Annotated in this window: 27 protein-coding genes; 9 read left to right on the top strand and 18 right to left on the bottom strand. The window is 49.0% G+C overall.

The features are described from left to right. Positions 1-4 precede the first annotated feature (4 nt). Positions 5-442 (bottom strand): cytochrome c maturation protein CcmE domain-containing protein, encoded by a 438-nt coding sequence (locus tag ACFOET_RS13200; RefSeq protein ID WP_379023389.1) that lies wholly within the window; start codon positions 440-442, stop codon positions 5-7. 174 nt (positions 443-616) lie between these two features. Here ACFOET_RS13200 and ACFOET_RS13195 point away from each other — a divergent pair, with 174 nt between their 5' ends. Continuing rightward, on the top strand, positions 617-1,582 hold the full coding sequence (locus ACFOET_RS13195) for a lipid A-modifier LpxR family protein (protein ID WP_379023387.1): 966 nt from the start codon (positions 617-619) through the stop codon (positions 1,580-1,582). Here ACFOET_RS13195 and arfB read toward each other — a convergent pair. Both arfB and ACFOET_RS13185 read right to left on the bottom strand, forming a co-directional pair. Continuing rightward, the gene (gene arfB, locus ACFOET_RS13190) at positions 1,579-1,989 is read right to left on the bottom strand and encodes an alternative ribosome rescue aminoacyl-tRNA hydrolase ArfB (protein WP_379023385.1); all 411 of its coding nucleotides are present in this window, start codon (positions 1,987-1,989) and stop codon (positions 1,579-1,581) included. The genes ACFOET_RS13195 and arfB overlap by 4 nt on opposite strands. Next, positions 1,976-3,253, bottom strand: coding sequence for a dicarboxylate/amino acid:cation symporter (locus ACFOET_RS13185; RefSeq protein WP_379023383.1), 1,278 nt, complete (start codon positions 3,251-3,253; stop codon positions 1,976-1,978). The genes arfB and ACFOET_RS13185 overlap by 14 nt, the downstream gene beginning before the upstream one ends. 44 nt (positions 3,254-3,297) lie before the next feature. On the opposite strand from ACFOET_RS13185, the gene mnmD reads away from it, so the two are divergent. After that, positions 3,298-3,975 carry a tRNA (5-methylaminomethyl-2-thiouridine)(34)-methyltransferase MnmD gene (mnmD, locus tag ACFOET_RS13180; RefSeq protein ID WP_379023382.1) on the top strand — a complete coding sequence of 226 codons (678 nt, stop codon included), beginning with the start codon at positions 3,298-3,300 and terminating at the stop codon, positions 3,973-3,975. Here mnmD and ACFOET_RS13175 read toward each other — a convergent pair. The 5 genes from ACFOET_RS13175 to ACFOET_RS13155 all read right to left on the bottom strand — a co-directional run bounded on the left by ACFOET_RS13175 (position 3,972) and on the right by ACFOET_RS13155 (position 9,018). Next, complete coding sequence (locus ACFOET_RS13175) at positions 3,972-4,469, bottom strand: FKBP-type peptidyl-prolyl cis-trans isomerase (protein WP_379023379.1); 498 nt, start codon at positions 4,467-4,469, stop codon at positions 3,972-3,974. The two genes, mnmD and ACFOET_RS13175, sit on opposite strands and share 4 nt — an antisense overlap. A gap of 40 nt (positions 4,470-4,509) precedes the next feature. Beyond that, on the bottom strand, positions 4,510-6,516 hold the full coding sequence (locus ACFOET_RS13170; RefSeq protein ID WP_379023377.1) for a thioredoxin domain-containing protein: 2,007 nt from the start codon (positions 6,514-6,516) through the stop codon (positions 4,510-4,512). A 42-nt stretch (positions 6,517-6,558) separates the two neighbouring features. Continuing rightward, positions 6,559-7,056 (bottom strand): SixA phosphatase family protein, encoded by a 498-nt coding sequence (locus ACFOET_RS13165; protein ID WP_379023375.1) that lies wholly within the window; start codon positions 7,054-7,056, stop codon positions 6,559-6,561. 72 nt (positions 7,057-7,128) lie between these two features. Next, positions 7,129-7,986 (bottom strand): alpha-1,2-fucosyltransferase, encoded by an 858-nt coding sequence (locus tag ACFOET_RS13160; protein ID WP_379023373.1) that lies wholly within the window; start codon positions 7,984-7,986, stop codon positions 7,129-7,131. Between the two features lie 33 nt (positions 7,987-8,019). Beyond that, complete coding sequence (locus tag ACFOET_RS13155) at positions 8,020-9,018, bottom strand: glycosyltransferase family 2 protein (RefSeq protein WP_379023371.1); 999 nt, start codon at positions 9,016-9,018, stop codon at positions 8,020-8,022. Positions 9,019-9,081: 63 nt separating this feature from the next. Here ACFOET_RS13155 and ACFOET_RS13150 point away from each other — a divergent pair, with 63 nt between their 5' ends. Continuing rightward, the gene (locus tag ACFOET_RS13150; protein WP_379023369.1) at positions 9,082-9,822 is read left to right on the top strand and encodes a hypothetical protein; all 741 of its coding nucleotides are present in this window, start codon (positions 9,082-9,084) and stop codon (positions 9,820-9,822) included. 4 nt (positions 9,823-9,826) lie between these two features. Then, on the top strand, positions 9,827-10,660 hold the full coding sequence (locus tag ACFOET_RS13145; RefSeq protein WP_379023367.1) for a glycosyltransferase family 2 protein: 834 nt from the start codon (positions 9,827-9,829) through the stop codon (positions 10,658-10,660). A gap of 302 nt (positions 10,661-10,962) precedes the next feature. Here ACFOET_RS13145 and ACFOET_RS13140 read toward each other — a convergent pair whose 3' ends face one another. The 10 genes from ACFOET_RS13140 to ACFOET_RS13095 form a co-directional block, all read right to left on the bottom strand. Next, on the bottom strand, positions 10,963-12,036 hold the full coding sequence (locus ACFOET_RS13140; protein ID WP_379023365.1) for a glycosyltransferase family 2 protein: 1,074 nt from the start codon (positions 12,034-12,036) through the stop codon (positions 10,963-10,965). After that, the gene (locus ACFOET_RS13135; RefSeq protein WP_379023363.1) at positions 12,009-12,932 is read right to left on the bottom strand and encodes a glycosyltransferase family 2 protein; all 924 of its coding nucleotides are present in this window, start codon (positions 12,930-12,932) and stop codon (positions 12,009-12,011) included. The genes ACFOET_RS13140 and ACFOET_RS13135 overlap by 28 nt, the downstream gene beginning before the upstream one ends. Before the next feature lie 16 nt (positions 12,933-12,948). Then, a complete protein-coding gene (locus ACFOET_RS13130; protein WP_379023361.1) occupies positions 12,949-13,722 on the bottom strand; it encodes a glycosyltransferase family 2 protein in 774 nt (257 codons plus the stop codon). A 77-nt stretch (positions 13,723-13,799) separates the two neighbouring features. Continuing rightward, the gene (locus ACFOET_RS13125) at positions 13,800-14,567 is read right to left on the bottom strand and encodes a glycosyltransferase family 2 protein (protein WP_379023359.1); all 768 of its coding nucleotides are present in this window, start codon (positions 14,565-14,567) and stop codon (positions 13,800-13,802) included. Further along, positions 14,564-15,307: a glycosyltransferase gene (locus tag ACFOET_RS13120; protein ID WP_379023357.1), complete on the bottom strand. Its 744-nt coding sequence runs from the start codon at positions 15,305-15,307 to the stop codon at positions 14,564-14,566. Before ACFOET_RS13120 ends, ACFOET_RS13125 begins: the two co-directional genes overlap by 4 nt. A 1-nt stretch (position 15,308) precedes the next feature. Beyond that, positions 15,309-16,079 carry a glycosyltransferase family protein gene (locus tag ACFOET_RS13115; RefSeq protein ID WP_379023355.1) on the bottom strand — a complete coding sequence of 257 codons (771 nt, stop codon included), beginning with the start codon at positions 16,077-16,079 and terminating at the stop codon, positions 15,309-15,311. Between the two features lie 21 nt (positions 16,080-16,100). Continuing rightward, positions 16,101-16,910, bottom strand: coding sequence for a glycosyltransferase (locus tag ACFOET_RS13110; protein WP_379023353.1), 810 nt, complete (start codon positions 16,908-16,910; stop codon positions 16,101-16,103). A gap of 91 nt (positions 16,911-17,001) precedes the next feature. Further along, positions 17,002-18,120: a glycosyltransferase family 4 protein gene (locus ACFOET_RS13105; protein WP_379023351.1), complete on the bottom strand. Its 1,119-nt coding sequence runs from the start codon at positions 18,118-18,120 to the stop codon at positions 17,002-17,004. Then, positions 18,117-19,166, bottom strand: coding sequence for a glycosyltransferase family 9 protein (locus ACFOET_RS13100; protein ID WP_379023349.1), 1,050 nt, complete (start codon positions 19,164-19,166; stop codon positions 18,117-18,119). Before ACFOET_RS13100 ends, ACFOET_RS13105 begins: the two co-directional genes overlap by 4 nt. Further along, positions 19,150-19,755 carry a DUF4254 domain-containing protein gene (locus tag ACFOET_RS13095; RefSeq protein ID WP_379025116.1) on the bottom strand — a complete coding sequence of 202 codons (606 nt, stop codon included), beginning with the start codon at positions 19,753-19,755 and terminating at the stop codon, positions 19,150-19,152. Before ACFOET_RS13095 ends, ACFOET_RS13100 begins: the two co-directional genes overlap by 17 nt. Before the next feature lie 337 nt (positions 19,756-20,092). On the opposite strand from ACFOET_RS13095, the gene ACFOET_RS13090 reads away from it, so the two are divergent. The 5 genes from ACFOET_RS13090 to ACFOET_RS13070 all read left to right on the top strand — a co-directional run bounded on the left by ACFOET_RS13090 (position 20,093) and on the right by ACFOET_RS13070 (position 25,891). Next, positions 20,093-20,971, top strand: a complete 879-nt coding sequence (locus tag ACFOET_RS13090; protein ID WP_379023347.1) for a helix-turn-helix domain-containing protein — start codon at positions 20,093-20,095, stop codon at positions 20,969-20,971. 132 nt (positions 20,972-21,103) lie between these two features. Further along, on the top strand, positions 21,104-22,054 hold the full coding sequence (locus ACFOET_RS13085) for a dihydrodipicolinate synthase family protein (RefSeq protein WP_379023345.1): 951 nt from the start codon (positions 21,104-21,106) through the stop codon (positions 22,052-22,054). Then, positions 22,051-23,541: an aldehyde dehydrogenase (NADP(+)) gene (locus ACFOET_RS13080; RefSeq protein WP_379023343.1), complete on the top strand. Its 1,491-nt coding sequence runs from the start codon at positions 22,051-22,053 to the stop codon at positions 23,539-23,541. Before ACFOET_RS13085 ends, ACFOET_RS13080 begins: the two co-directional genes overlap by 4 nt. 22 nt (positions 23,542-23,563) lie before the next feature. Further along, a complete protein-coding gene (locus ACFOET_RS13075; protein ID WP_379023341.1) occupies positions 23,564-24,571 on the top strand; it encodes a 4-hydroxyproline epimerase in 1,008 nt (335 codons plus the stop codon). Between the two features lie 36 nt (positions 24,572-24,607). Further along, entirely contained in the window at positions 24,608-25,891 is a 1,284-nt protein-coding gene (locus ACFOET_RS13070) for an NAD(P)/FAD-dependent oxidoreductase (RefSeq protein ID WP_379023339.1), read from the top strand.

Raw genomic sequence — 25,891 nt, 5'->3', positions numbered from 1 at the left:
CATCCTATCGATTATCAACTGCCGGCTTGGAAAATCCAATGGTCTGGGCGGTTGACGCCTCAATCACTTCCACTTGGTCTTCGTTATATTTAGAAGGGCATTTCATCAATATCTTGCTGGCATGAAACTCGCTCCCTACCATTTTGCCGGTCAATACGATCTGCTCAGACCGCTCAATGTCCTGCGGCTTGGCGCCTCTGAACACAACCCGGCATTCGGTGCTGTCATTGTCATACATATAGAACGAAAAATGATTGGCATCAACCGTAGGTTCGTAGTGCAAATCTTTCTCCTTATTGAGCACCCCCACTACGTACAACTCCGACTGCTTCTCCTTCGCTTCGGCAAAAGTTGAGTACGTGCTTGAATCCGCATACATCACGATAATCATTGCAATGGCGATTGCAATAACAATGATGGCGATTACCGAACTTTTCTTCATGTCATTATCCCCCAATGGATTACTACCGGAATGCAAAATTACGAAACGGAAGCTGAAGCTACGAATATTGCAAGGGATTGGAGTTTTTTAGAATCGTTCTAAACAGCGTCAGCTTTGTGCCTTTGCTTGAAAATCGTATGTTTGTTGCCTGACAGCTTGTATTATCCGCCGGAAATGACCAATAGCCTATATACCACCTTCAAGGCTTGCTTAATTATTGCGATGCTCTTGGTTTATTCAATTTGTACCGCGCAATATAGGCCGCGCTACGAATTCAGCTTCCAGAATGACAACGACCTCTACCTTTTCAATAAACAGGACCAGTATTATACCAATGGGATTTTCTTTAGTTTCCGCAGGGTGGTTGATAGCGCAGGCCCGGACATGAGCGGAGCCAACAAGATTTGGGGTGTCACCATCGGTCAGAAAATGTACAACGCATACACAGCACACATCCGGTATATCGAGGAAGTGGACCGCCCCATTACGGCTTACCTTTTTCTTGCCGCCAACCTTGATCAATATTTTCCCAATGAAACATTCCTTTCATTCAGCGGGGAGATCGGAACCATCGGCCAACGCGCCCTGGGCAGACAATTCCAGGAAAGCATACACCGGATATTGAACCTCTACGAAACAGCCGGCTGGGAGTACCAATTGGAAAATGCGTTCGGCGCTGATGTTTCCGCGCGTTATGGCGGGCTGCTGTACCGCAACACCGGCGACTGGTTTGACCTTTCGGGACAGGCCACCGCAACACTCGGGCTCAATCACACGGGACTGTCGCTCGCTCCCACCATGCGTTTCGGACGGTTTAATCCCTTTTACCAATCTGCCTATACGTTCAGCCGGTTACAATCCAACAAGCAAGCTGCCGTCGGCAACGAGCTGTTTTTCTATTACAGCCCGCAACTAAACCTGGTCGGCTATAATGCCACGCTGCAAGGCGGTATGTTTTTGCATAATAAAGGCCCGGTCACCCAAACGCCGGCCCGATGGGTGTTATACAATCAGTTCGGTGTCATGTATGCGAATAGTGCGCTGACCCTGCAATTCAGGTACATCGTTTACAGCCGGGAAGTTCCAGGCATGTTCTTCCGGCACCGGTACGGCTCCATAGGCGCGGGGTATCGGTTTTAAAGCCAATCTTTTTTTCTGTTGATTTTCCGCAATGCCTGCTGGCGCTTCGTATCGAGCCGTTTCTGCACCACAGCTTTAGAGGGTTTGGTTGGCTTGCGCGGCTTTTCCGCCTTAAGCGCGTTCACCAGCAACTCCGCCAGTTTTTGGAGGGCGATTTCTTTGTTCTGCAATTGGCTGCGTGTCTGTTGGCTGCTGAGCTGCAGCATTCCATCAGCCCGCAGACGGCTCGACAGGCGCTGCTTGATTCGCCCTTTCTCCTCCTCCGAAAAGATGGGTGCGGCATTCAGGTCGAACAACAACATGACCTTGGTTTCCACCTTATTGACGTGCTGCCCGCCAGCACCGCCGCTCCGAGAGGTCTGAAACTGCACGAAAGGCAGCAACGTGTTTGTATCAATCTTTCCCATCGCCCTCATCCCCGCCCGTCCTGTGGGCAGCCGTCTTCAATGCACTACGGCCAAGCGAAAACCGGCTCACCAACATCGCAGCCACCGTGTCGCCGGTCGCATTCAGCAGCGTCGCGATGGGGTCGACGAGCGTGCCGATGATCATTACCGCCGGTATGGCTTCCGTAGGCAAGCCGTACACTGATATCATCAGCATCTCACCGATATAACCGCCATTCGGGATACCACCGGCCACAATACTGACCAGTACCGTGATACCGAGGGCAGTAAGCAGCGTCATCGGCTCAAAAAAATCCCAGCCTACGAGCACGAAAGCCACATAAATCTTTACAATGCTGGACATGGATGATCCGTTTTTGTGCAGGGTTGTCCCCAGCGGTATCACCACATTCGCCACCGCGGGCGGGATTCCAATTTTAGACGCGGCTACTAAATTGACCGGCATGGTGGCAATGCTGCTGCACGTGCTGATGGCTGTAGCTGAAGGAAGAATATTATTTTTCCAGAAACGGTTTACTCCGTGCCAACCCCCTGCGATGTACACATATATGCTGAAGATTACGATGAAATAGAATGCACATAGAACATAATACAGTCCCAGCGGCTTGGCATAAAACCCGAAAAGCTCCGGGCCGATCGTACCCACCTGGTACGCGAAATAGGCGCCCAGCCCGACCGGAGCGACTTTCATAATAAGAATCAACAGGTGTTTCATCACATCGTTTCCCGACAATAGAAACTTTCTGAACGAGGTGCCTGACTCCCCCGACCGCATGGCAGCAATACCGACGAGAAAGGAAAAAATGACAAAAGCCAGCATATTGTCCCGTGATAGCAGTTTGTAGAACTCATCAACGGTGACAAACCTCACCAGCTTGTCGCCCCAAGTATCGCCGGGAGCCTGCAACAGCGTATCGGCTGTTTCTTGCAGAGGCCGGGGAGGTTCAACGGGAAAAAACCAAAGTGCTACGATCGTACACACCGCTGCGATCAGTATCGTACCCAGAAACACGCTAACCATCGTGAAGATAATACGTCCCAGCTTCTGGGTGCCATCGATATTGGCAACGGCAGACGCGATGGCAAAAAACAGCAACGGGATGACCGCGGCAAACAGCAGATTGAGAAAAATATCCCCCAACGGCTTAAGCCGGTCCACGAAACCGGGAAAAAAAACGCCAATGATGCTGCCTATTGAAATGCCAAGCAGCAAAAGCAGGACACTCCCATAGTTCCTCAAAAAACCGAAAGCTCGCCTTTCCATATTTAGGTCACTAAAGTAGTGGATTTATTTTAAGTTTGCACAACATGATGGAATTTGTTGTCACAGCGGACGGTTCGAAGACCTTATATCACCCTGAGGTCGGTGAGCACTACCATTCACGGCATGGCGCCGTACAGGAAAGCAGGCATGTGTTTCTTCAGATGGGGCTCCGGCACTATCTCAGCACGCAAGCGCCGGAAGCTGTGACCATTTTGGAAGTCGGCTTCGGCACTGGACTCAACTTCCTGCTCAGTGCAGACTATTGCCATCACCAGCGCATACCGTTGACATACATAGGCGTGGAAAAACATCCGTTGCCACCAGGCACCCTCTCGCAAACCGGTTACGGGGCTTATGTGTCTGATGCGCTTTGGTCGTCTTTTCTTGCTCGGTATGAAGACAGTTTACGTTTCGGCCAACCAATTTCCGAAGGATGTCAGCTTGAGATTATTCCAACCGATGTCATGCAATTCGATACCTGGCAGCGCTTCGACATCCTGTACTTCGATGCATTCGCGGCCGTACACCAGCCGGAGCTATGGACAGCCGAAGTCATCCAGTATGTATGCAGAAACCTGAAACCGGGCGGTGTGTTTGTCACCTACGCCATCACCGGGAATCTTAAACGGACGTTGAAAGCCTTGGGGTTTAAAGTCGAAAAAGTGCCCGGAGCACCTGGAAAAAGGGAGATGCTCCGGGCAACAAATCAATCAGGTCGTTAATGCTGGTGCGTGCCATCGGGGCCATGTGAATGGCCATGCTCTAATTCCTCCTCCGTTGCTTCCCTGACGGATAGAACCTCTATTGCAAAATGCAGATTCTGGCCAGCCATGGGATGATTGAGATCGACTACGACGGTCTCCGGGCTCACTTCGGTCACTTTTCCCCGGAATTGGTTGCCCTGGTTATCCTGCAACGGCAGAATTTGCCCGACGGCCGGAATGCCGCTTTCTTTGAACATATCCACGGGAAGTGAGGCAATGGCCTGTTCGTTTACTTCGCCATAAGCATCTTCCGCAGACAGCTCAAAATCGGTGGTATCTCCGGCTTCCAGTCCGGCAATATTTTCCTCAAATTTTGGCAACATCATGCCCACACCAAACAGGAAATCCAATGGGTTATCCCGGCCGGCTTCCTCTACGAAGTTTCTTTCGCCATTTTCGACGGTGTGGAGTTTGTAAGTCAGCGTTACCACGCTGTTGGGTGCTATTGTCATTTGTTTAAAAATTACGGGTGTGGCGCGCACACCCCAGTTATCATTTGGTAATTAATTGCAATAAATCCTCCACATGCTCCACGGGCAGGCTGCATGTTTTATTGCGGCATACATACGCTTTGGTCGTATCACCCATCCTACCAGCTAACAAAGGAAGGCTCCCTTTTGTTCCGCCCAATAACATTTTGCTCGGCACGTAATGCCTGTCCAGCGCCTTCCGCATCAAGAGCCACCCGGGGCCGGTGATCATCACCTCAGGACAACCATATACCTCTTCGAGCAGCCGGATGGCCCAATTGGAATATGCAGCACCATAAGATGCCATATGAGGGGCCACATTAGCCAGTGCCTGCGATGCGATGTCGGTGTAGCGCTGTTCGTCGAAAATCACTCCCAGCCGGTAAAGCTGCTGGACGATGGTAGACGATGACGACGGAATCACGTTATCCATTATTTCTTGCTTGCGCGCAATAAGCTGTTCAGCGGTGGCCGAAGTATAAAAGAAAGCTGACGACCCATCGTCATAAAAATGATCCAGCGTGTATTCCATGAGTCGCTTTGCTTCATTCAACCACGCCTCGTCAAAGGTCGACTCATACAGCGCCGAATACGCGGCGATACAAAACGCATAATCATCCAAGAAGCCGGCGATGGCTTTGCCGTTCGCCTGAGGCTGGTGCAGCAACCCGCCGTCTTCTGCATACAGGTGCTTGCGGATGAAATCCGCATTGCGCAACGCCACAACTAAATACTCGGGTTCATCAAAAATCCGATACGCATCCGTAAACCCTTTAAGCATCATCGCATTCCAGGAGGTCAGCAACTTATCATCCAACCCCGGGCGCACCCGCTTATTTCGGTAATCGAGCAGCCTTTGTTTGCCTTGTGCAAGGTATGACTCCCACTCCTCATCAGAAAACCCCACCTCTTTTGCCATGTGATCCGCATCGATATCGATTTTCAGGACATTCGTATGCTCTTCCTCCCAGTTACCGGTTCCCGTAACGCCAAAGTAACGGACAAACAGTTCGGCTTCCTCGCCCAGCAGATTTTCGATTTCCGCCTGTTGGAAGGTGTAAAACTTTCCCTCGACGCCTTCGCTGTCTGCGTCCAGCGCACAATAAAATCCTCCATCAGAACTGGTCATCTCACGCCGAACCCATTCCAGAGTTTCCATAACAACCCGCTTATATTGAGGTGTTGGACGTTGCTGCCAAGCTTCGGCGTACAAGCTCACCAATTGCGCGTTGTCGTACAGCATTTTCTCAAAATGCGGGATATGCCATCGGCCATCGACCGAATAACGGGCAAACCCTCCGCCAACATGGTCATAGATCCCACCGGATGCAATTTTTCGGAGGGTAAAATGCACGTGTTCCAATACCTCCTGGTCTCCGGACGATACCCCATATCGCAAAAGGAATAACCAGTTATTGGGCATGGGAAACTTAGGTACCCGCGCATGCCCACCTTCCTGTGTATCGAAAAGGCGTTTCCATGGGGTTACGATCGCCTTCAGATCCTCCGGTGTATATGCCTCGGGTATGCGGTTTACAGGCAGCTGCTCGCTTTGCTGGATACCTGTGGTCAGGCGTTCGGCATAGTCAAGGGCTACTTCCGGCCGTTCGCGCCACATTTCAGCCAATTGCAGCAATACATTCTGCCAATCAGCCGGGCGGAAATATGTCCCTCCATAAACAGGGCGACCGTCAGGCAGGCAAATGCAATTGAGCGGCCATCCCCCTTGGTTGGTCATCAGCTGCACGGCAATCATGTAAATTTGATCGATATCGGGCCGTTCTTCTCGGTCGACTTTGATAGACACAAAGTGCCTGTTCATCACCTGCGCTATGGCCTCGTTTTCAAAGCTTTCACGCTCCATCACATGGCACCAGTGACATGCGGAATACCCGATGCTAACAATGATCAGTTTATTTTCAGCTTTGGCCTTGGCTAGCGCCTCCTCGCTCCAAGGGTACCATTCAACAGGGTTATCCTGGTGTTGCCGCAGGTAGGGTGAAGTTTCGCTATGTAGCTTATTGGGCATGTTCGGGGTAAAGGTAACGATTTTATATTGAAATCAAGTGGCTTAGGCGCCGTCTTTGGGCGCAGCGAACCACACATTGGTGCCAATACCGCCGCTTACCTCCACCCAATTTTCAACACGTTCAAACCGGATGTGTACAATACCGCAGGTTGGCACATTGTAAACATCTTCGTCGGCTAAGTAGTTGACCAGTAATGTCAACCCCGGATTATGTCCAAAAAGTGCAACACTGTTATAAACATTGTCCAGCCCATTGATGATTTCTAATAACGTGTTGGGTAGCGCCTCATAAATCCGGCCATCCGTTTGGATGTCTTCCGGAGGTATCCCAAGGCGTTCGGCAAACAGCTGTGCGGTTGTAATCGCCCGTTTGGCTGGGCTGCTGATAAGTTTATCTGGATGAACGGCGTATTGGGCCAAACGTGTGGCCATAGCAGGCGCATTGTCATATCCCCGCTGATTGAGCGGTCTATCAAAGTCATTTACATCAAAACTCCAATCGGACTTTGCATGCCTGATGATGAAGAGGTTTTTTGCCATATGATAAGGCCGCAATAATCATGCCTTACAGCGGTTCTGTAGCTCCTCCTTAACCAACCCGAAGGACAGCACTCAACAGGTCACAAATTCCGGAAGGATAATTCCCGAAAGGTCTAAATCCGCTACTGTGACCCAACGTTTTGGCGAGACGACAATCTTATCCGGACGTTGATTCAGCCATGCTGCCCACCAGCTGAAACTGCTGTTGGCGATTATATGATGTTCACATAGCGTCATCAACTGCATATCGCGAAAGCTTTCCGGGCCGGTATTCCAATCCACGTAGACCGATCCAGGAATAGCAAAACGCTCGCGGCACCAAAGGATGTCATTTGAAAAAAAGATAAACTTCGGGTCAACCACATATTTTCTCATATAGGTCAGTGCCCGATGATAGTACGCTTCGTCACAAATGCCGCCTAATATCGGGTCATTGAGGTAATCTCCCCTACGTATATGAACGCTTACTGTATTTCCGGCGATCAGCCTTGATTCCAACTCCTTATTACGCGCATCGGAAAAAGCAGGAAACTGAAGTTCGGTCCGCAATTGCGTCTCAATGGGATTGATGTAATTGATATGCTGCCAGTATCCCCAGTAATAGCGGCTTTTCGAATCATAAAATATCGATCCGTCATAAGCAAAAAGCAATGGCTCTTCGTAATAGCCATTTTTAGTACCGTATAGCCTCCTCAGCTTACGCTGTATCCAACGACGGTCCTGTTGGTCAAACAGCTTGCGCTCAAAAGCGGACGCCTCAGGCAGCTTGATGCCGAAAATTCTTTCAAGCTCATAACCGTGGTGAAGTCCGTATGTGCTAAATTCCGATAAATCAGCTTTAACAAAGGGAAACCGTTGTTGCATCGCGCGGAAAAATGCATATTGGAACAGTTGGTTGCCCAAACCACCGAGGAATTTAATTATTTTCATGGCGCAGACGCTCTCCTTTTCATTCGTCCGGTATTAGAACAGCGACCGCAACCAAGACTTAACGATACGCCTTGCCTGCTTAAAAGTCAAATTAGAACTATTGAAAAGTTCCTTTCTTAGCAAGTAACTGCTCGCTTGCTTTTTAGGCGCCGTTGCTAAAACTAAGTTGTACCAACGTGTATAGAGTTCTCTCTCGAACAATCGAACTGGCAGCTTTTGGGTCAACCGGTTCGCATCTTTCAATGCCACCAACATCGTAAAAAACTCTTCAAGACTGTATTCAGTGATCCGCCACCACAGCAAGGCATCAAATATGGCACCATATTGCTGGGGGTCGCTCCCTAATAATCGGAGCTGTTCATCCTTAATTTCGCGTAAATAAGCTATTGCGGCATCCCGCTTCGATTGGGAAATATTCGCTTCATGAATCCGGTAATATACCAGAGGCTCGTTGAAAATATAGATGGCACCCTGATCCGCAAGGCGCACGAAGAGGTCATAATCTTCAGCAGGAGCCCGATCTCGATAACCCCCAAGTTGTAGGGCTTTCTCTCTACGAAACATGACACAAGAGTTAACAAGGATGTTGTTAAAGAAAAAGCGCACCTTTAATTCGTCGTGCCCGTAGATTTGATGCAGCAATTCTCCAGTCTTGTTGCTCTCCTCGTCGATAATTAGGGCGTTCCCTCCGCATAACATGACCTGTGGATGCTGTTCCATAAAATGATATTGCTTCTGCAACCGATCAGGCAAAGAAACATCGTCGCTATCTAAAATTGCGACGTACTTACCAGTAGCTGCTTCCAATGTCGCTTGCCGTGCGTGGGAGAGACCCTGATTTACGGGATTGTCGATAAGCCGTATCCTCGAATCTGAAAACTTACGGACAACATTCACTGTGCCATCAGTTGATCCGTCATTATATATGATGAGTTCGAAGTCCTGAAAAGATTGGTCTAAAACACTTTGAATAGCATCTGCAATATAACCGTGCACATTATAGGCTAACATCAATACAGATACTGCAGGCATGGGGCAAAAATAAAAAAAATACACCACGGTTTACTATATTTGTCTGGTAACTAAAATAGCAGAATGCAACCTGTGCGGGACCGGAAATACATCTCTTTTAGTCTGTGGGGCAACAATGCAACTTACACGATTGGCGCCATCCGGAATGCGGAGCTGACCGAAACCATTTACCCAGGCTGGCAAGCTGTGATTTACCATGACAACACCGTCCCCAATGATGTGTTAAATGAGCTCCGGCGACACGGCGTCATTTTGAAGGACATGTCTGGAAGCGCTGTATACGGATTATGTTGGCGCTTCTTAGCTGCAGATAACGCCGATTGCGCTTATGCCATTTTCAGAGACACCGACTCCAGAATCTCCACCCGTGAAAAAAGTGCCGTAGACCAATGGATTGCCGACGGAACGACTATCCATATCATGCGTGACCACCCCTATCACCGTATTCCCTTTGGAACGCAAGACATGGGGATATTGGGAGGCATGTGGGGTATAAAAGGCGGCTGTTATCCCATGCAGTCTTCCATTAAGCGCTTCATCAACAATAAGCCGGATGAGTATGGAATAGACCAAGCTTTCCTACAGGAAGTTTACCGGAAATTTAAGCACTCGCAAACGATACACGATGAGTTTTTCGAAGGGAAACCTTTTCCGAAAAAACGGACTGGCCACCAATTTATCGGTGAACGGATAGACGAATACGAGCGCCCCATCGGAGAAGATCGCGAAGCTCTTGCCCACCACATCAAGCTAAACAGGCCTTCCTTAATTAAACGAATAGGAAAAAAACTATTCCCTAGGTAAGCACATGAAACAGCCACTTTTATCCGTCATCATTCCAACATATCGATCGGCAAAGACCATCCATGCATGTATAAACAGTGTGCTTGAACAAACCTTTGAGGATTTTGAAATGATCATCCAGGATGGGGTGTCTCCTGACAAGACAATTGAAATCGTCCGTGCTTTCAATGACAACAGAATTAAAGTATTTTCCGAAAAGGACAATGGCGTATATGACGCGATGAATCGCGCTATCGTACGTGCTTCTGGAAAGTGGCTGTATTTCTTAGGCAGTGACGACACACTTTATGAGCGGTCCACGTTTGTTTCCCTCAGCACCATACTAAAAAAAACCAAAGCAGATCTTGTTTATGGGAACGTTATGATGTCCGGAGACAGCCATTGGGTTAAAGACGGTGCCATTTACAGGGGAGAAACAAACCTCGCCTCGCTGTTTGAACAGAACATAAGCCACCAAGCGATCGTATACCGGAAAAAGATTTTCGATGATGGACTTCGGTTCAACCTTGATTACCCGATCTGTGCCGATTTTGACCTGAATCTCCGATGTTTCGCTTGTTATCAGGTGGCATACACCCCTCTCATCATCGCCACTTTTGCTACCGGAGGCATGAGCACGCAACATGTCGACCAACGGTTTGAACGCGAAAAATGGGAGAATATCCTTTATTATTACGGCGGTAAACTTAGACAACCCGAGTTTTTACGCTACAAAGGCATCATCAAAAAAACAGGCAAAGAATTATTTAAAAAAGGAAAATATTCAGCTGGACTGATGGCCCTTTCCGCTTATTTCTATTTCAAAGTACTGAGGATCCGAAAAAGACAACTTGCATAATATACACATTATTGATTTCAGCCAGCTGTTTCTAAAAAGTCTCGTCATTCCAAATGTTCATACACCGGCACAAATCCGGTATAGAATATCATTGAACGAATGGTGTACACCTAACCATGCAAGGCTAATCTTAAATTCGTGAAGATCCGCTAGTCAAATAATATCTTACGGCATATGAATCAGTCGTCGCAGAACCCCATGACGAATTTAATGAAAACTTCTTTTCCGAAACACTAGACTTGTCGCAACCGGATAAAAAAAGTGCTCGAAGCATTATGTGCTGCAATCTGATGCCGAGCAATTTAATTGCCATTACTTGAAGGTTGTGAGACTAAGCGGCCGTACCTTGCGACGGTTTCATCTTTAAGAAAGTCCAAAACGTGCGGAGTAATGTGATTTTTGTATCTGGCCGAGAGAAACAGATAGGACATTATCGTCTGCTCCCGAATCCGTTTCTTATGCGTGCGAGCCAACCACAACCGTAATGGTGTCAGCAGTTTCAAACGGAGTTTGTTCAACGGCTTTAGCCGCCCACACTTATCAAAGAGTTTGACGGCTAAATAGTAATTACCGGTTACCACAAACCCTTCATGATTTTTCTTATATAACGCATGCATATAGTCTTCTGTCAACTTATCTTCCGGAATAAAGTGCTTGAATTTTAATGCACTGTCGTAGTACAAGTCATAACCGCGAAGGATAAGCCGGAGGCAGTATTCGGTATCTTCTGTGGTCATGATACTCGGATCATCGTGTAATAACAGAAAAGACGGATACTTTTCATAAAAGGATTTGTAGACCGCTGTCCTCGACCCTAAGCCTGCCCCCCAAAGATATCCCCGCTTGGTCACATATCCGGTTTTGTCCGCCTGCTGCCCTACGGCATATCCTTCGCTATACGACGAAAACCAGGAAGGGGATCGCCAGTTCTCCGGAAAAACAGGAATACCCTGACCACCCACAGCCCCCACCTCCGGATGGCGTTCGAGTAGCGAAAGGGCCCGCGAGAGGTAATCGCTGGCCAGCCAATTATCATCATCGCAAATTACGAAATACGAAAAACGCACATGTGCCATGGCTGTTTGCAGCGCATAATATTTGGCGGGTCTCGTTTCGTGTAGTGCGATGAAATCCACATTTACAGGCCCATATAAACCCCACTCTCTACAGGCAACCTCCAAACTCCCGTCAGATGAATTATTATCAACAAAAACAACTTCCCATGACACATCTAAAGGCATTTTTTGTTCCGCAAGGTGACGGATGGTTTCCGGCAATTTATCCGCTCCATTATATGTACAAAGAATAACCGAAACACCACGTTGTAAATCGTTATTGAGTTGCTGCATCATTTCCGTCCTTTCATTGCTCTCCATACCGCACTTAACCATATTTTATAGAAAAGTTTTCTTGATGTGAGTGGATTCCGAAATCGATTGATAACTTGGGTTCTCACCGGGTCAGAGATTTCATCAGCTACACTTCGAAACTCCCTGAAGTTTTTCTTATAAGCATGCTCATATGCTTTCTTTCCGATAAGCTGGTTTTTGAACATGTTGTCCAAAATGGAGAGCCCCTCTACGAAATTCAACCCGCTTGCATATGCACCAGTACTAACATCGGCCTCGTGTTTCCGGAAATAGTTTAGTAAACGACCATTAATGCATACATTACCGGTCTTGGCAAGCTCTATCCAAAACACCCAGTCTCCACTAAACCGGTAATTTAAAAAGTCACGGGGAATCAATGCAAAATTTTTCCTCCTCCAGATCGCCATGCTTACATTAACTATAGCGGGATTCGGACAAAGATACTTTCTAATGAATTCGTTTCCTTTAACAATTTCTGAAAGTTGCCTATGCGATGATTGCCACTTTATTTCATTTCCTGTCACGCAATAAGACTGACAATAGCTAATGACACAATCACTATCTTGTTGTATTCCCTCCAACAGATATTGCAATAAGGTCGGCTCACACCAATCGTCACTCTCGGCGATCCAAACAAACTCACCTTTGGCCAATGAAATACCTGCCGTCCACTGTTTGAAAGGGCTTCCAGAGTTCTGCTCGTTAATGACAACGTGGGACACTTTAGGGTGGTTTCGGTATTTTTCGATCACATCCACGCTGTCATCGGAAGAACCATCATCCAACAAGACAATCTCTAGTCTCTCGTAGCTCTGAGCCAACACTGACTGAATGCGTTGATCTAGAAATTTCCCATGATTATAGTTGGGTATGACAACTGATACTAAACCTTCATTGCTCATGGCTGAAATTGAATACTTACGACAAATACCCTGGCTCCCGGTAAGCCAGTTTTTTCTCCACGGTTTCCCTATAGATCACCTCATTCGGCTCGAAATTTCCCCGGGAGCTGAGTGGATGAAAGATGTGATAGCCCACCGCTGCCCATTTCAACCGCTTTTTCTTTACTCCTGTATTGATGAGCCGCTCGGCAAATTCATAGTCTTCCCAACCCCACCCTTCAAAGCCATTATAATAACCATTAATTTTTTTATAGTCGTCTAACCAAAAAGCTAGATTACAACCCTTAACATTATGCGAACTTTGCGGATTGGTTTTGAAAAGCCCCGATAATAAAGGGAATCGGATAGCGTTAAACCGTGTATGCATGCCCCGGCTTAATGCATAAAGATCAAGTTGCTTATTTTCCAATATTTGCTTCGATTTCCGCTCACCAATCATCGCCCGGCTGCCCTGAACAAAAAAACCGCGTTCTGCAGCCCTCAAATGGTCTTTGATGAAATGTCGATGTAAGATAATATCTCCATCGATTTCGATAATATAGGGTGAAGAAATTTCTCGTACCGCTTTATTAAGAATGATGCTTTTGCGGAATCCTTGATCTTCGTGCCAAACATGCTTAATTGGCAACAAGCCGGCATAGCTACCGATAAGCTCAGCCGTCCGTTCATCCGAGCCATCGTCGGCAATGACAACCTCGTCAGGCTCGCGGCTTTGGCGCACAACACTACGCAACACCAGATCCAGTGCTTCCGGCCAGTTATATGTAGAAATTAACAGGGTAACATTCATCTCCGCCTATGCTTGTCTGCGCTAAGTTGTTTACCAGTGAACGGATAAAATACCGTTTTCGTTACAATAGTCTGCCATCATTTCAACAATCCCAATAAGGAAAGAACCTTGTTGTAAGGCCTCGACCAAGTGCGCTGGATACGCAGCGGCCCACCCAGCACACGTTTGAAAAATTCACGGTGTCGCGCGTTGAGCAAGTCGTTTATTTCCCTTTTCAGCTTTCGCGTCCGTATTCTTTTGGAATTGGGCCTGATCCGGTATTTGTAGCCGATGATGGGCAACCGGACTACCTCCCCGCCGCCTTTGAGCATCGAAATCCAGAAATCCCAATCCTCGCGGCCCTTCATTTCAGGGCAGTAACCGCCGGCGGCCAGCCAATCGACTTTTCTATACAATGCGCTAACATGCAAAACGTTTCTTCTTGCCAGCAGATTGATATCAAAGCGGGGCAACTTGCGCGCACCCGTTTTATCGCCAAAAAACTCCCCTTCCGCTGTCACTACTTTCACCTCCGGCCTTTCCTCCAATACGCTGACGGCTTCCCCAATAAAAGCGCTACACAGCATATCATCGCCATCCACCGGAAGAATATATTTTCCCCGAGCCTGGCTGATCCCGTTATTTCTTGCTACCGATACGCCTTGGTTTTCCTGTTTCAGCAGGGTGATCTTGCCGAAGCGCTCGGAATATCCCTTGGCAATAGCGTTTGAACCATCAGTAGAACCGTCATCAACCAATATGATCTCCATGTCCGAATAGGTACTTTCCAGCACCCAGTCAATGGTTTGGCCCAAAAACTCTTCCATGTTGTAAAACGGGATGACGACGGATACCAAAGGGGTCATATCTTATCTCTCCTTTTTAGAAATTTCAGCAGATAGTATTTCACTGGATTTTTATACTTCATTTGCTTCCATGGTCTGCTGCCATGTGGCCGGTGCACCACAGGAACATCGCACAATAAGTAATTTTTGAACCCCATAGCCAACGCTTGGTTTGAAATGAATATATCAAACCAGTCTTTTGATTCGTTGAGGTACACAAAATCATATTCCCGCAGAAATTCCAGGGAAATCAGTGTGCAACAAAAGCTTAAACTCTTTCTAACCTCGACATAGCTCCTTCCAAGGCGCCCTGCTTCAACCGGCTCGTCTTTGAATCGAAGGTAAGGAAAATTTACATTTCCTTCTTCATCCACCGTAATGGCACCAACGAGCCCAACGGAGCGATGCTGCCCATAAAAATCCAGCATCTTTTTAATGGTGTCCGCTTCAATGACCACATCGGATTCCACCAAGATCAGCGGAACGTTTTTCTTAAGCGCTTGTCGCTGCGCATCCCGGAGCACAAGCCGGTAATTTGGCGACGGATGGCTGGTCAGATCCTCCAGATGGACAAGCCGATAGCCATAGCGCACCTTGTGCTGCTCAAGCGCTTGCTTTGTTTCTGCTGAGCTGAAATCGTTATACACATAGTGGTCTATAGCTACTTTGTTGGCACGGACGGCCGCTATGGTTTCCAATGTATTTTCAACGGAATCCTTCACCGGTGTGGCTACTATTGCTTTGATTTGTTCGGAACCCATGTTAGCCGTGTTTTTTTACCAACCCCAATGACCGCTTTATTTTAAACCTACGCAACTTGCCGGACCAATTCTTCCGATGCTTCCCCAGCATATAAAAATAGCCATTCCCCCGCCGGGAGTCGCCGGGGATCACCGCATAAGCAAGGCCATGCTTCCACATCACGTAATCAAAACTTAGCTGATCCCGCTTACTGTAGTTTTTAACCATATACCACCAATCTTCCATCGCCTTGATCAACCGCTTATCATGATGCTTTCTTAATAATACGCCCGAATATACCAGCCCGTTGTGCTCCGGATAGTGCTGGGTCCGCAGGTAGGCCATCTGCTTCTCCATCACTTGCGGATCGTCCTTATTAATACCCCTTTCTTCAGCCATCCGCTTTATGGATGCGTGCTCAAGGTATACGCAATCCCGGGCATCCAATGTATTTTGGTTGTGATCAAAACAGGCAATTACCGCATCGGACAGCATTGTCCCAACCAACTTATCGATGTTTCCGATGACTAAAAAGTTTCCGTCAATAAATATACTGACATCATAATCTTTCAAAAACAGGTGCGGATTGATCTTGATATACCTACTGCTTCTGACCTGGTCGCCCGGGACAGGCGGATCGATCAAAATTATCTTCCAGGGTTTTGCTTTCAGTGCCGGATTGTCCGTAAAACAAATTAAGTCCCAACCCGCGATTTCCTTTTGCGGAAGTAATCCTTCATAGTCTCCGAATATAGCCGTATACACGGCTTTCCTTTTCTCCGGTGCTGGCATCTGATTATCTGGCAATTCTAATTATAGTTTTATAATCCCGTTTAAGCAACGGTATTGTTCCGATGCTTGCTTGCGGCGTAGCAACGCAAGGTTTTCTTCTTGGGACACCCAGCTTTCGGGGTGATATAAATGATATTGAACAGCAAAATGCTTAACGGAGACAATACGGTAACCCAATCCCTGGAAACGCCACACCAGATCATGGTCTTCACCGACCGCCGGTCGCACGTAGTCCTCATCGAATCCGTTGATATCCAACATCGCCTCTTTGTAACAGGAGAAATTGCATCCCTTTATCCCAGTAATGCCAAGCTTCCGTATGGCGAATGCAGTCACCCTGTTCAATGGCAAGTATACCGCTTCTTCCACAAACTTCCCGCCGTCCTTCGCCAATTGGCGTATCCGGCGGATAGTTCCCCGTTGGAAACGTGGTAAAGGCATGCGGCACAGCTGATCACTATACCGCGGTCCCACCTTCACGCGCTTCCCCGCTAAGATATCACGTGGTCGCGACAACCGGAGGTGATTCTGGACAAAACGTGAATGAAGCACGCAATCCCCGTCTATGAATATCAGGTACTCATGCGAAGCGGTGACAATAGCGCGGTTCAGCGCCCGGTTTTTCCGCCAACCGTCATCCGCCTGCGTCACGTGCACGAGCGCGGTATCTGGGCTTTCATATCCGGCAAGAAAATCGCGCATTTCCTGACTGTCTCCGTCTTCTGAAATGATCACCTCATCGGGCTTGATCGTTTGATAGCGCAGGTTATCGAGAATGGTTTTAAGGAACAGCGTATTCTTGTACACCGAGATGATTAAGCTAACCTTCATAAAGCATTCCCATTGTTGATTGATTGCCTGCTTCTTGCGAGGCAAAATTAGGGAAAATGAAACGCAAATACAATTGTGCTGCCTAACCGGCTTACGGACACAACGCTCGGTACAGTGAATGTACCTGCCGGGCAATGCCTGCATCGTCAAATCGCCGGGCATAATCCAATCCGTGTGCTATCATGGCCATGCGTAAGGAAGCATCGCCGAGCACTGTCTGTATCGTTTGGGTGAGCGCAGCCACATCATCCGGGGGGATATACTTAGAGCTGGGGCCTGCGGCTTCAGGAAAACAGCCGGTGTTGGAAGTGATGACCGGTACGCCGGAATATAATGCCTCGATAATTGGAATGCCAAAGCCTTCGAATAGCGACGGGTAAACAAACAATCGCGCAGATTGGTAAAGCTTGGCTAGTTCGTCAATGGATGTACCATGTATAAAGGTGACCTTCTTGGATAGCCTGTGCTGTTCAATATAGGTTTTCAGCTCATCCAAGTATGGGGTTGCCTTTCCTGCGATAACAAGATGTACATCGAGCGACGCGATTGCCTTTATGATAACCAACGCATTTTTCCGCGCTTCGATGGTACCGACATTCAGGATAAAATCGGGAGGAAGGCCATGTTTCTCCAGCACGGCTTGCTTCTCAGCGTCGGTATAGCGCTGCTTAAACGCTGGGTGACATCCTTGATATATTACCTCCACCTTACCTGCATCCACACCCAGAACCGCTACGACGTCTTGCTTGGTCTGCTCACTGATGGCGATGATGCGGTCGGCATGAAGGGCGGCGTGCTTAAATTTCCTTAGGTATATGGTCCGGTCTACGATATGGTACAATGCGGGATAGCGCACAAAAATTAGGTCATGTATGGTCACCACGCTCCGGATGCCGTGACGCCGGAGGCCGATGGGCAGCTCGCCGGATAGCCCGTGAAAAAGCTCTATATGGTCTTTGCGAAGGTCATGCACCATTCCACTTGATCGCCAAACGCTAGGGAAGGTCCGGTCGAAGCGCGATCGGGGCAACCGTTCGGTCACATTGGGGGTGCTTAGGCCAAATAGCTTCCGGCCCGAAGCCTTCGGATTATACAAGTAATACCCATGCTCGGGATAATGCGCACTCAGGATGCGTACCAGATCCCGTCCGTAGTTGCCCAGTCCCGTCTGGTTGTGAAATATTCGCTTGGCATCAAACCCGATGTTCATAGTCCTGCTTCGCGTAGTTTATCGATGATCATTACTGGAGCGATAAGTTCCATGCTGTCCTTTCCATCGCAGATACAGGGTTTGTTTCCGTAAATAGAGCTCGGCCGTGCAGGATGGTCCACCTGAATGCAATCGTCCGGAACCTGACCATACCCTAAGAAACCGGCATACGGATGGGTCGCGCCCCAGATAGACAACACGCGTACACCCATCAACGATGCCATGTGCATGCCTGCGGAATCCATGCTGATCATTACATCAAGATGGGATATGATCGACAGCTCCTGCTGCAGGGAAAACTGATCAACAACGCTGTGCACTTGGCTGTATCTTGCCTGCCACCCCGCCGCCACCTGCCGCTCGGCAGTGCCGCCACCAAAAACCAATACGGTATGACCCTGTCGGTCGAGGTAGGCGATCACCTCTTCCATGCGGTCAAATGGATATACTTTGGGCAGGTGTTTCGCAAACGGTGCAATGCCTACCTTTTTCCCCCCATGATCCGCAAACAGCCGCTTCGCCGTCTCCGGTAATGGTTGCTTCCTCCGTTTCAAGGTATGGCTCAACGCCATCGGGTAGCCAAGCTTCCTGAAAACATCCGCATACCGTTCAACAGTAGGTTTAAGAGGCTTCATAATTTTTTTATACGCGCGGGTAAGCGCTTTCTTCTCTTTCCGCGCCTTGTCCAATTGCCGGACCGCAATGCCGCTTAGACGAAACAGAAGGGAAAGAAACCTGCTCCGGATATTATGATGCAAATCGGCTACGGCAGTAGGTTGATACCGCTTCAACTCCTTAAAGAGCCGGTATAATCCGCTGATACCTTGATGCGGCCCGTGGGGATAAAACGGATGGAAAACAACTCCCGATATATCGGCAAAAAAAGGCTGAAGGGCCTCCCTGCTGACCATGACTAGCGTAAGGTGCCGGCGCTGCTCTACAAGTTCCCGAAGTACACTAGCCACCATGGCAACGTCTCCCATGGCAGAAAACCGGAAAACCAGTATCACGGAATTCTTCCCCGTTTCCTCATTTTCGAGCGGCATACAATACCGGGTTCAGCGTTGCATCGTTATACATCTTCATTTGCTTATACACTTTCATGTATTTTTTTCCTTTACGGATGTCGTCAAGCAATTCGTCGATGCTACGCGAAAGATCTTCATGCTGGCGCAGCAATACCATCAACTTTTCCATACAGGACGTGACATGCTGGGGAGACGCATTAATTTTTTGGGTCTCCTGGCGCATGTGATAGATCTTCAGACACAAAATGGACAAGCGGTCCAACGCCCACGCCGGACTCTCCGTATTGACCCGTGCATCATTCTGCGGAATGACATGCGAAAAATGACGCAAAAAATAATTATCGATCAACTCAACGGTATCTGTCCGCAGTTGGTTAGAGTCGTCAATACGGCGTTTCCACTCCAGTCCGACTACCGGATCGATGTCCGGATCCCGCACTTCGTCTTCCATATGCCACTGCATGGTATCGATCCAGCATTTTTTATATAAGAGGTAATCCAGTGTATGACTTGCATAGGGATTATTGTAAGGACAGTCAATGGAATCAAAAAGATGGTAGTTTTCAATTGCTTGCTCAAAAATGCGATTCGCCTTTTCACTAATCATCATGTAGTTCGGTGTTAATTTATTATAATGTACAGCAAAAGTATCGTCGTGTATAATACGGAATAGGATCAACAAATGCTACACCGTTGCCAAATATTAAATTCTTCATCCAACACTTCACTGTGTAACAAACAAGAGCCTTGGATGTTATCATAACGTTTCGCCGATATTAACTATAAAAATAGTGCCAACAATAGCGGGTGGCTGCGCAAAGCAATGTTTTATCTCAGCTTATTAGCCATTAGTAACCGTATTTTAACCACTTTTCATGAATTTGTTGGATAAACGCGGTTAATATCCGTATATTTATGTAAAGTTTTTATTAACTCGCACGCTTATGAAAGCACTTCAATTTACCGTTCCAGTCACGCCCGATAAAACGGTCATCATCCAGGAAGATATCATTCCTCAGTTTTACCCTTACCTGCATCGGCACAAGGAAGCGCAGTTGATCTGGATTATCAAAGGCGAGGGTACCTTGATTGCAGAGAACACCATGCATACCTTCCGGCCAAATGATATTTTCATGATTGCGCCTAACCAGTCGCATGTCTTTAAGGGTAGCCGCCAAGCAGCCGTGCAGCCCGAAGCGGACTACGTTCATAGCATCTCTATTTTTTATGATCCAAACGGTCACCTGGCTAATTTCCTGCAGTTACCAGAACTGAGCCAACTCAATGCGTTTCTAAAAGAGTATAAATACGGGTTTAAACTTTCAGAGCAATTTTTCCCGGCGGTGTCCAAGCATATATTGAAACTGAAAGAATCCCGCAGCATGGACCAAATGCTGCATTTTCTACACCTTTTGCGGACGTTTTGCCGCATGTCCCCGAAACCGAAGCACCTCTCCACATTCAGCAAAGAACATGTTACCGACGGCGAAGGTCTGCGCATGGGCAATATTTACAACTATATTTTGCAACACTACCGGGACGCCTTGACGCTCGAAGAAGTAGCTGCTGAGGCGCACCTCACGCCACAGGCTTTCTGCCGGTATTTTAAAAAACATACCGGCGTTACTTTTGTCACTTTTCTCAACGAAATGCGCATAAACCAAGCCTGCAAAAAGCTCACCTCGGGCGAATACGACAGCATCGCCACCGTAGCCTACAATTGTGGGTTCAACAGCATCACCAACTTCAACCGGGTGTTTAAAAGCGTGGCGGGCACCTCGCCCAAGGAATATTTATCGCGGTACCTTAATGGCGTACAATAACATGGATTGTTAATATCTGCACAGCATTGATTAATTAGTAGGTGGTTTGGCCTGTCTGGTCCCATTATCTTTGTGACATCCAAAAGACGGATGTGTCGACGCATATATTAAATAAATAAGCAAACATAAGACATGAGTAAAACTGAACTATGGCATGGGGTTTATCCGGCGCTGCTTACGCCGTTTACGGCAGACGGAGCGATTGACTACGGAATGTTTAAAAAGAACTTTCTGGCACAGATCGATGCCGGGGTTTCCGGTGTGATCATTGCCGGAACTTTGGGCGAAGCCAGCACACTGAGCGCGCAAGAGAAATTTGATTTGTTGGCGTTTGCTAAACAACATATACCGGAGCATATACCTGTTGTGTTGAATATCGCGGAGCAGCTTACTGTGGAAGCGGTACGTATTGCAAAAGAAGCTGAAAAACTGGGTGCAGACGGCCTGATGCTGCTTCCTCCCATGCGGTATAAAGCTTCCGACCGGGAAGTCGTACACTTCTTCAAAACCATCGCAGCCGCAACGCATCTGCCGATTATGATCTACAACAATCCGGTGGATTACGCCATCCATGTTACCGTGGATATGTTTGCCGAACTGGCCGAAAGCCCCAATATACAGGCGGTAAAGGAATCTACTCGTGACTTGACCAACATCACACGAATGATCAACCGCTTTGGCGACCGCTTCAAAATATTGGGCGGTGTGGATACAATAACCCTGGAAAGCCAGCTTGTGGGCGCCCACGGCTCGGTAGCGGGCCTGGTTGACGCGTTCCCACGGGAAACGGTGGCAATTTATCGGTTGGCGCAGGCTGGGCGGCTGGAAGAAGCGCTGGCGATTTACCGGTGGTTTATGCCCTTACTGGAACTGGATATCCATCCCCGCCTGGTGCAATACATCAAACTTGCGGCCACAGCCGAAGGACTAAGCAACGAACATGTACGCGCTCCGCGGCTTCCGCTGGAAGGCGAGGAGCGGGCCCGCGTCCAAAAAATCATCGATGATGCAATTGCCACGCGGCCAGTATTGCCAGATTACTTAAATTTACCGCTCAATCGAGTAGTAGAACAAGCATCATGAGTAAAGACACACCGATTCCCGAAATAGATCAACTGGTTCAACGCGCGCATGAAGCCTTTTTAACCTTCAAAGGTATCGATATTAAGCGCCGTGCGGCATTTATGCATCAGGTGGCCGACGAAATCGAGGCGCTGGGGCCCGAACTGATCCGTGCGGCACAGTCCGAGACGAACCTGCCGGAAGCCCGGCTTGCAGGTGAAAAGGCGAGAACGGTTTTTCAATGGCGAAGCTATGCGGATGCGCTGTCCAGCGGCAATATGCTGGATGTCCGGATCGATACTGCCGATGCAGGACGCACGCCCCCGAAACCCGATGTCCGCAAAACCTATGTGGGCCTGGGCGTGGTTGCGGTGTTCGGGGCGAGTAATTTTCCCTTTGCGTTTTCAACGGCAGGAGGCGACACCGCATCTGCCATCGCGGCGGGCTGCCCCGTTATTATCAAAACCCACCCCGGCCATCCTGAGACATCGGCATTGATGGCAACGGCCATCAAAACCGCTGTACGGAAGGCTGGATTGCCCGATGGATTGTTTGCTGAGGTACGCAGCGACGGATTTGAAGGTGGTCAGCACCTGGTCTCGCACCCGCTGGTAAAAGCGGTCGGCTTTACCGGCTCGTTTGCCGGAGGCAAGGCGCTTTACGATCTTGCAAGCAAACGGCCCGAACCGATTCCCGTATTTGCGGAAATGGGCAGCGTCAATCCGGTATTCCTGCTCCCCAACAAGCTGGAACATGCCGCTGAGGAAACCGCCAAACAGTACGCGGCTTCGCTGATGTTGGGTGTTGGACAATTTTGCACCAATCCGGGTATTCTTGCGGCACCGAACCATCCTGGCCTCGATCGGTTTCTTAATACGTTGCGGTCGCAGATCATCGAGGCGGCACCCGCACCAATGCTTCACGCCGGAATAGCTTCCGCCTATGCCAAAAAGAAAACCGAATTGCTTAGTCAACAAGGGGTGGAAGTGTTAGCTTCCGTTGCGGAAACAAATACAGAAGGCCATGGGCATGCTGCTGTGGCCACAGTAAAGGCCAGCCAGTTCCTCGCCAATGAGCAATTGGCGCATGAAGTATTCGGCCCTTTTGGCTTATTGGTAATTTATGACACAGCTGACGAGGCGACAGCAATAGCCGAGGCCCTGGATGGGCAGCTCACGGTATCTGTACTCGCAGAGCAGGACGATATCAAAAATAACGAGCGGTTGATTCAGGCACTTACCGACAAATGCGGCCGCTTATTGCTCAACGGGTTCCCGACTGGTGTAGAGGTATGTTATGCCATGCAGCATGGCGGGCCTTACCCGGCAACCACAGATAATCGGTTCACCTCCGTGGGGCCGGATGCGATCAGGCGGTTTGCCAGGCCGATCAGCTACCAAAACTGGCCGGATGAGTTTCTGCCCAATGAGCTGAAAGACGCCAACCCATTAGGCATCTGGCGCACGGTGAACGGTGCATTGACAAAAGAGCCTGCGCCTCGTGGCTGATAGCTAAAAGCTGATAGCAAAAATGAAAAAAACATTCTTCTGCATTGATGCCCACACGTGCGGCAATCCTGTGCGGCTCGTCGCCGGCGGAGGCCCCCTATTGCAGGGCAATAGCATGATGGAGCGCAGGCTCCATTTTTTGGCTGAGCACGATTGGATAAGAAAGGGACTGATGTTCGAACCGCGCGGGCACGACATGATGAGCGGAAGCATATTGTATCCACCCATCGACTCCGCCAACGATATCGGTGTATTGTACATCGAAACGAGTGGCTGCCTTCCGATGTGCGGACATGGCACCATAGGCACGGTTACCATCGCGATTGAGGAGGGTTTGATCACGCCGAAGACTCCGGGAAGACTGCGGCTGGAGACACCGGCCGGCGTGGTCCTGATCGACTATGTTCAGGAAGGTAAAAAGGTCAAGTCTGTAAAGCTGACCAACGTCAAATCTTTCCTGGCGGCCGAGGGAATCACCGTAGTGTGCCCTGGCTTGGGCACACTCACCGCAGATGTCGCCTATGGAGGAAATTTCTATGCCATTATCGACCCACAGGATCATTTCAGCGGTTTGGAGTATTATTCGGCAGACCAACTCATCAGCTGGAGCCGGGTCTTGCGCCAACGGATAAACGACCAATACACGTTTGTACATCCCGAGGACCCTAACATCAGGGGCCTGAGTCATATCCAGTGGACAGGATCGGTATTGGATGCTTCGTCTACTGCACGCAATGCCGTATTTTACGGCGATAAAGCCATAGACCGCTCGCCCTGCGGCACAGGCACCTCTGCCCGTATGGCTCAATGGTATGCCAAAGGGAAGTTGAAGAAAGGAGATCGGTTTATACACGAGAGCATCATCGGCTCAAAATTTATTGGAACCGTGGAGGATGTCGTGTACGATGCATTTGGCGACGGACGACCAGCTATCGTACCCGGTATCGAAGGGTGGGCAATGATAACAGGCTATAACACCATTATTATCGACGACGCGGATCCTTACGCCTACGGTTTCCAAGTTGTTTAGTTTATACCAAAGGTTTCATCTGCATAAAACAACGAAATGATCACTGATCATCAAACCGCTGCTAAGCCATCCAAGGGAACGGCCGTCGTCGTCGGTGGCGGCATCATCGGTCTGGCTTCGGCCTATTACCTCGCAAAAGACGATTGGAAGGTTACCATCCTTGATAAAAGCGATTTTTCCGACAATTGCTCTTACGGCAATGCAGGGATGATCGTTCCCAGTCACTTCACACCCATGGCCGCACCGGGCATCGTGGCACAGGGTATCAAATGGATGTTTAATAGCAGAAGCCCATTTTATGTGAAACCTTCACTGAACCGCAACCTGCTATCATGGGGTGTGAAGTTTCTTAAACATGCCAATGAACAACATGTAAAACGATCGGCCCCTCACCTGCTTGCGCTCAATAACTTGGGCAACGTATTATATGACGAACTTGCGGCGGACCTGGGCGATGGGTTCGGACTTGCGCACCGCGGCATTCTCATGCTGTATAAAACAGCTAAAACCGCCGAAGAAGAGATGCATCTGGCCGAAGATGCCCGGTCATTTGGACTCGATGTGGAAATGCTGAGCCGCGAACAAGTACAGGCTATCGAGCCTGACGTTAAACTGGACGTGTTGGGCGCCACGCATTACCGCTGCGATGCACACCTCTATCCGCCGGCTTTGATTAAGTTGCTTACAGCGCGACTTGCTCAGCTGGGAGTAACCATGATACCGCATGCCGAAGTGGTGGGGTTCAAGCATCACGGCAGGGAAATCGCCGAGGTAATCACCACCAACGGCAGTTTTGCTGCCGATAGCGTGGTGCTTGCGGGTGGGGCCTGGCTACAGGGCTTGGCAAAAAAAGCGGGGCTGCGCGTCCCGTTGATGCCGGGGAAAGGCTATTCGCTCATGACCACCGCATTTGAAGGCAAGGTGAGACACCCGGCCCTTCTGCTCGAGCACCGCGTGGCCTTGACGCCGATGGGAAGCCAGGTGCGCATCGGAGGCACCATGGAGCTTGCCCCCATCAACCATCGCATCAATATGAACCGCGTGGAAGGCATCGTTAACGCCATACCCGAATATTATCCGGAATACCGCCTGCCCATGCCCGCACGCGGGGAAATCTGGCATGGCTTCAGGCCTTGTCCGCCGGATGGCCTACCCTACATCGGCCGCTCCAGGTCCGTAAAGAATTTAATCGTAGCGGGAGGCTTGGGCATGATGGGGTTGAGCACAGGACCCGCTGTGGGAAAAATGGTGTCTGAATTGGCACTGGGCGACCGAACAGCTATTGACATCGGACTTTTCGACCCCGAGCGGTTTCAGTGA

It is taken from the genome of Parapedobacter deserti, from assembly GCF_042646065.1.
Lineage (GTDB): Bacteria > Bacteroidota > Bacteroidia > Sphingobacteriales > Sphingobacteriaceae > Parapedobacter > Parapedobacter deserti.
Note: the sequence above shows the minus strand (reverse complement) of the source record. Positions and strands in the feature narration are given on the sequence as shown.

Coding starts and splice junctions, on each gene's coding strand:
- ACFOET_RS13150 (WP_379023369.1), top strand. CDS start 9,082: ATGCAACCTGTGCGGGACCGGAAATACATCTCTTTTAGTCTGTGGGGC.
- ACFOET_RS13130 (WP_379023361.1), bottom strand. CDS start 13,722: ATGAATGTTACCCTGTTAATTTCTACATATAACTGGCCGGAAGCACTG.
- ACFOET_RS13195 (WP_379023387.1), top strand. CDS start 617: ATGACCAATAGCCTATATACCACCTTCAAGGCTTGCTTAATTATTGCG.
- ACFOET_RS13110 (WP_379023353.1), bottom strand. CDS start 16,910: ATGAAGGTTAGCTTAATCATCTCGGTGTACAAGAATACGCTGTTCCTT.
- ACFOET_RS13100 (WP_379023349.1), bottom strand. CDS start 19,166: ATGCCGCTCGAAAATGAGGAAACGGGGAAGAATTCCGTGATACTGGTT.
- ACFOET_RS13070 (WP_379023339.1), top strand. CDS start 24,608: ATGATCACTGATCATCAAACCGCTGCTAAGCCATCCAAGGGAACGGCC.
- ACFOET_RS13075 (WP_379023341.1), top strand. CDS start 23,564: ATGAAAAAAACATTCTTCTGCATTGATGCCCACACGTGCGGCAATCCT.
- ACFOET_RS13155 (WP_379023371.1), bottom strand. CDS start 9,018: ATGCCTGCAGTATCTGTATTGATGTTAGCCTATAATGTGCACGGTTAT.
- ACFOET_RS13105 (WP_379023351.1), bottom strand. CDS start 18,120: ATGAACATCGGGTTTGATGCCAAGCGAATATTTCACAACCAGACGGGA.
- ACFOET_RS13165 (WP_379023375.1), bottom strand. CDS start 7,056: ATGGCAAAAAACCTCTTCATCATCAGGCATGCAAAGTCCGATTGGAGT.
- mnmD (WP_379023382.1), top strand. CDS start 3,298: ATGATGGAATTTGTTGTCACAGCGGACGGTTCGAAGACCTTATATCAC.
- ACFOET_RS13080 (WP_379023343.1), top strand. CDS start 22,051: ATGAGTAAAGACACACCGATTCCCGAAATAGATCAACTGGTTCAACGC.
- ACFOET_RS13120 (WP_379023357.1), bottom strand. CDS start 15,307: ATGGGTTCCGAACAAATCAAAGCAATAGTAGCCACACCGGTGAAGGAT.
- ACFOET_RS13125 (WP_379023359.1), bottom strand. CDS start 14,567: ATGACCCCTTTGGTATCCGTCGTCATCCCGTTTTACAACATGGAAGAG.
- ACFOET_RS13200 (WP_379023389.1), bottom strand. CDS start 442: ATGAAGAAAAGTTCGGTAATCGCCATCATTGTTATTGCAATCGCCATT.
- ACFOET_RS13140 (WP_379023365.1), bottom strand. CDS start 12,036: ATGGAGAGCAATGAAAGGACGGAAATGATGCAGCAACTCAATAACGAT.
- arfB (WP_379023385.1), bottom strand. CDS start 1,989: ATGGGAAAGATTGATACAAACACGTTGCTGCCTTTCGTGCAGTTTCAG.
- ACFOET_RS13170 (WP_379023377.1), bottom strand. CDS start 6,516: ATGCCCAATAAGCTACATAGCGAAACTTCACCCTACCTGCGGCAACAC.
- ACFOET_RS13185 (WP_379023383.1), bottom strand. CDS start 3,253: ATGGAAAGGCGAGCTTTCGGTTTTTTGAGGAACTATGGGAGTGTCCTG.
- ACFOET_RS13090 (WP_379023347.1), top strand. CDS start 20,093: ATGAAAGCACTTCAATTTACCGTTCCAGTCACGCCCGATAAAACGGTC.
- ACFOET_RS13145 (WP_379023367.1), top strand. CDS start 9,827: ATGAAACAGCCACTTTTATCCGTCATCATTCCAACATATCGATCGGCA.
- ACFOET_RS13135 (WP_379023363.1), bottom strand. CDS start 12,932: ATGAGCAATGAAGGTTTAGTATCAGTTGTCATACCCAACTATAATCAT.
- ACFOET_RS13175 (WP_379023379.1), bottom strand. CDS start 4,469: ATGACAATAGCACCCAACAGCGTGGTAACGCTGACTTACAAACTCCAC.
- ACFOET_RS13160 (WP_379023373.1), bottom strand. CDS start 7,986: ATGAAAATAATTAAATTCCTCGGTGGTTTGGGCAACCAACTGTTCCAA.
- ACFOET_RS13095 (WP_379025116.1), bottom strand. CDS start 19,755: ATGATTAGTGAAAAGGCGAATCGCATTTTTGAGCAAGCAATTGAAAAC.
- ACFOET_RS13115 (WP_379023355.1), bottom strand. CDS start 16,079: ATGCCAGCACCGGAGAAAAGGAAAGCCGTGTATACGGCTATATTCGGA.
- ACFOET_RS13085 (WP_379023345.1), top strand. CDS start 21,104: ATGAGTAAAACTGAACTATGGCATGGGGTTTATCCGGCGCTGCTTACG.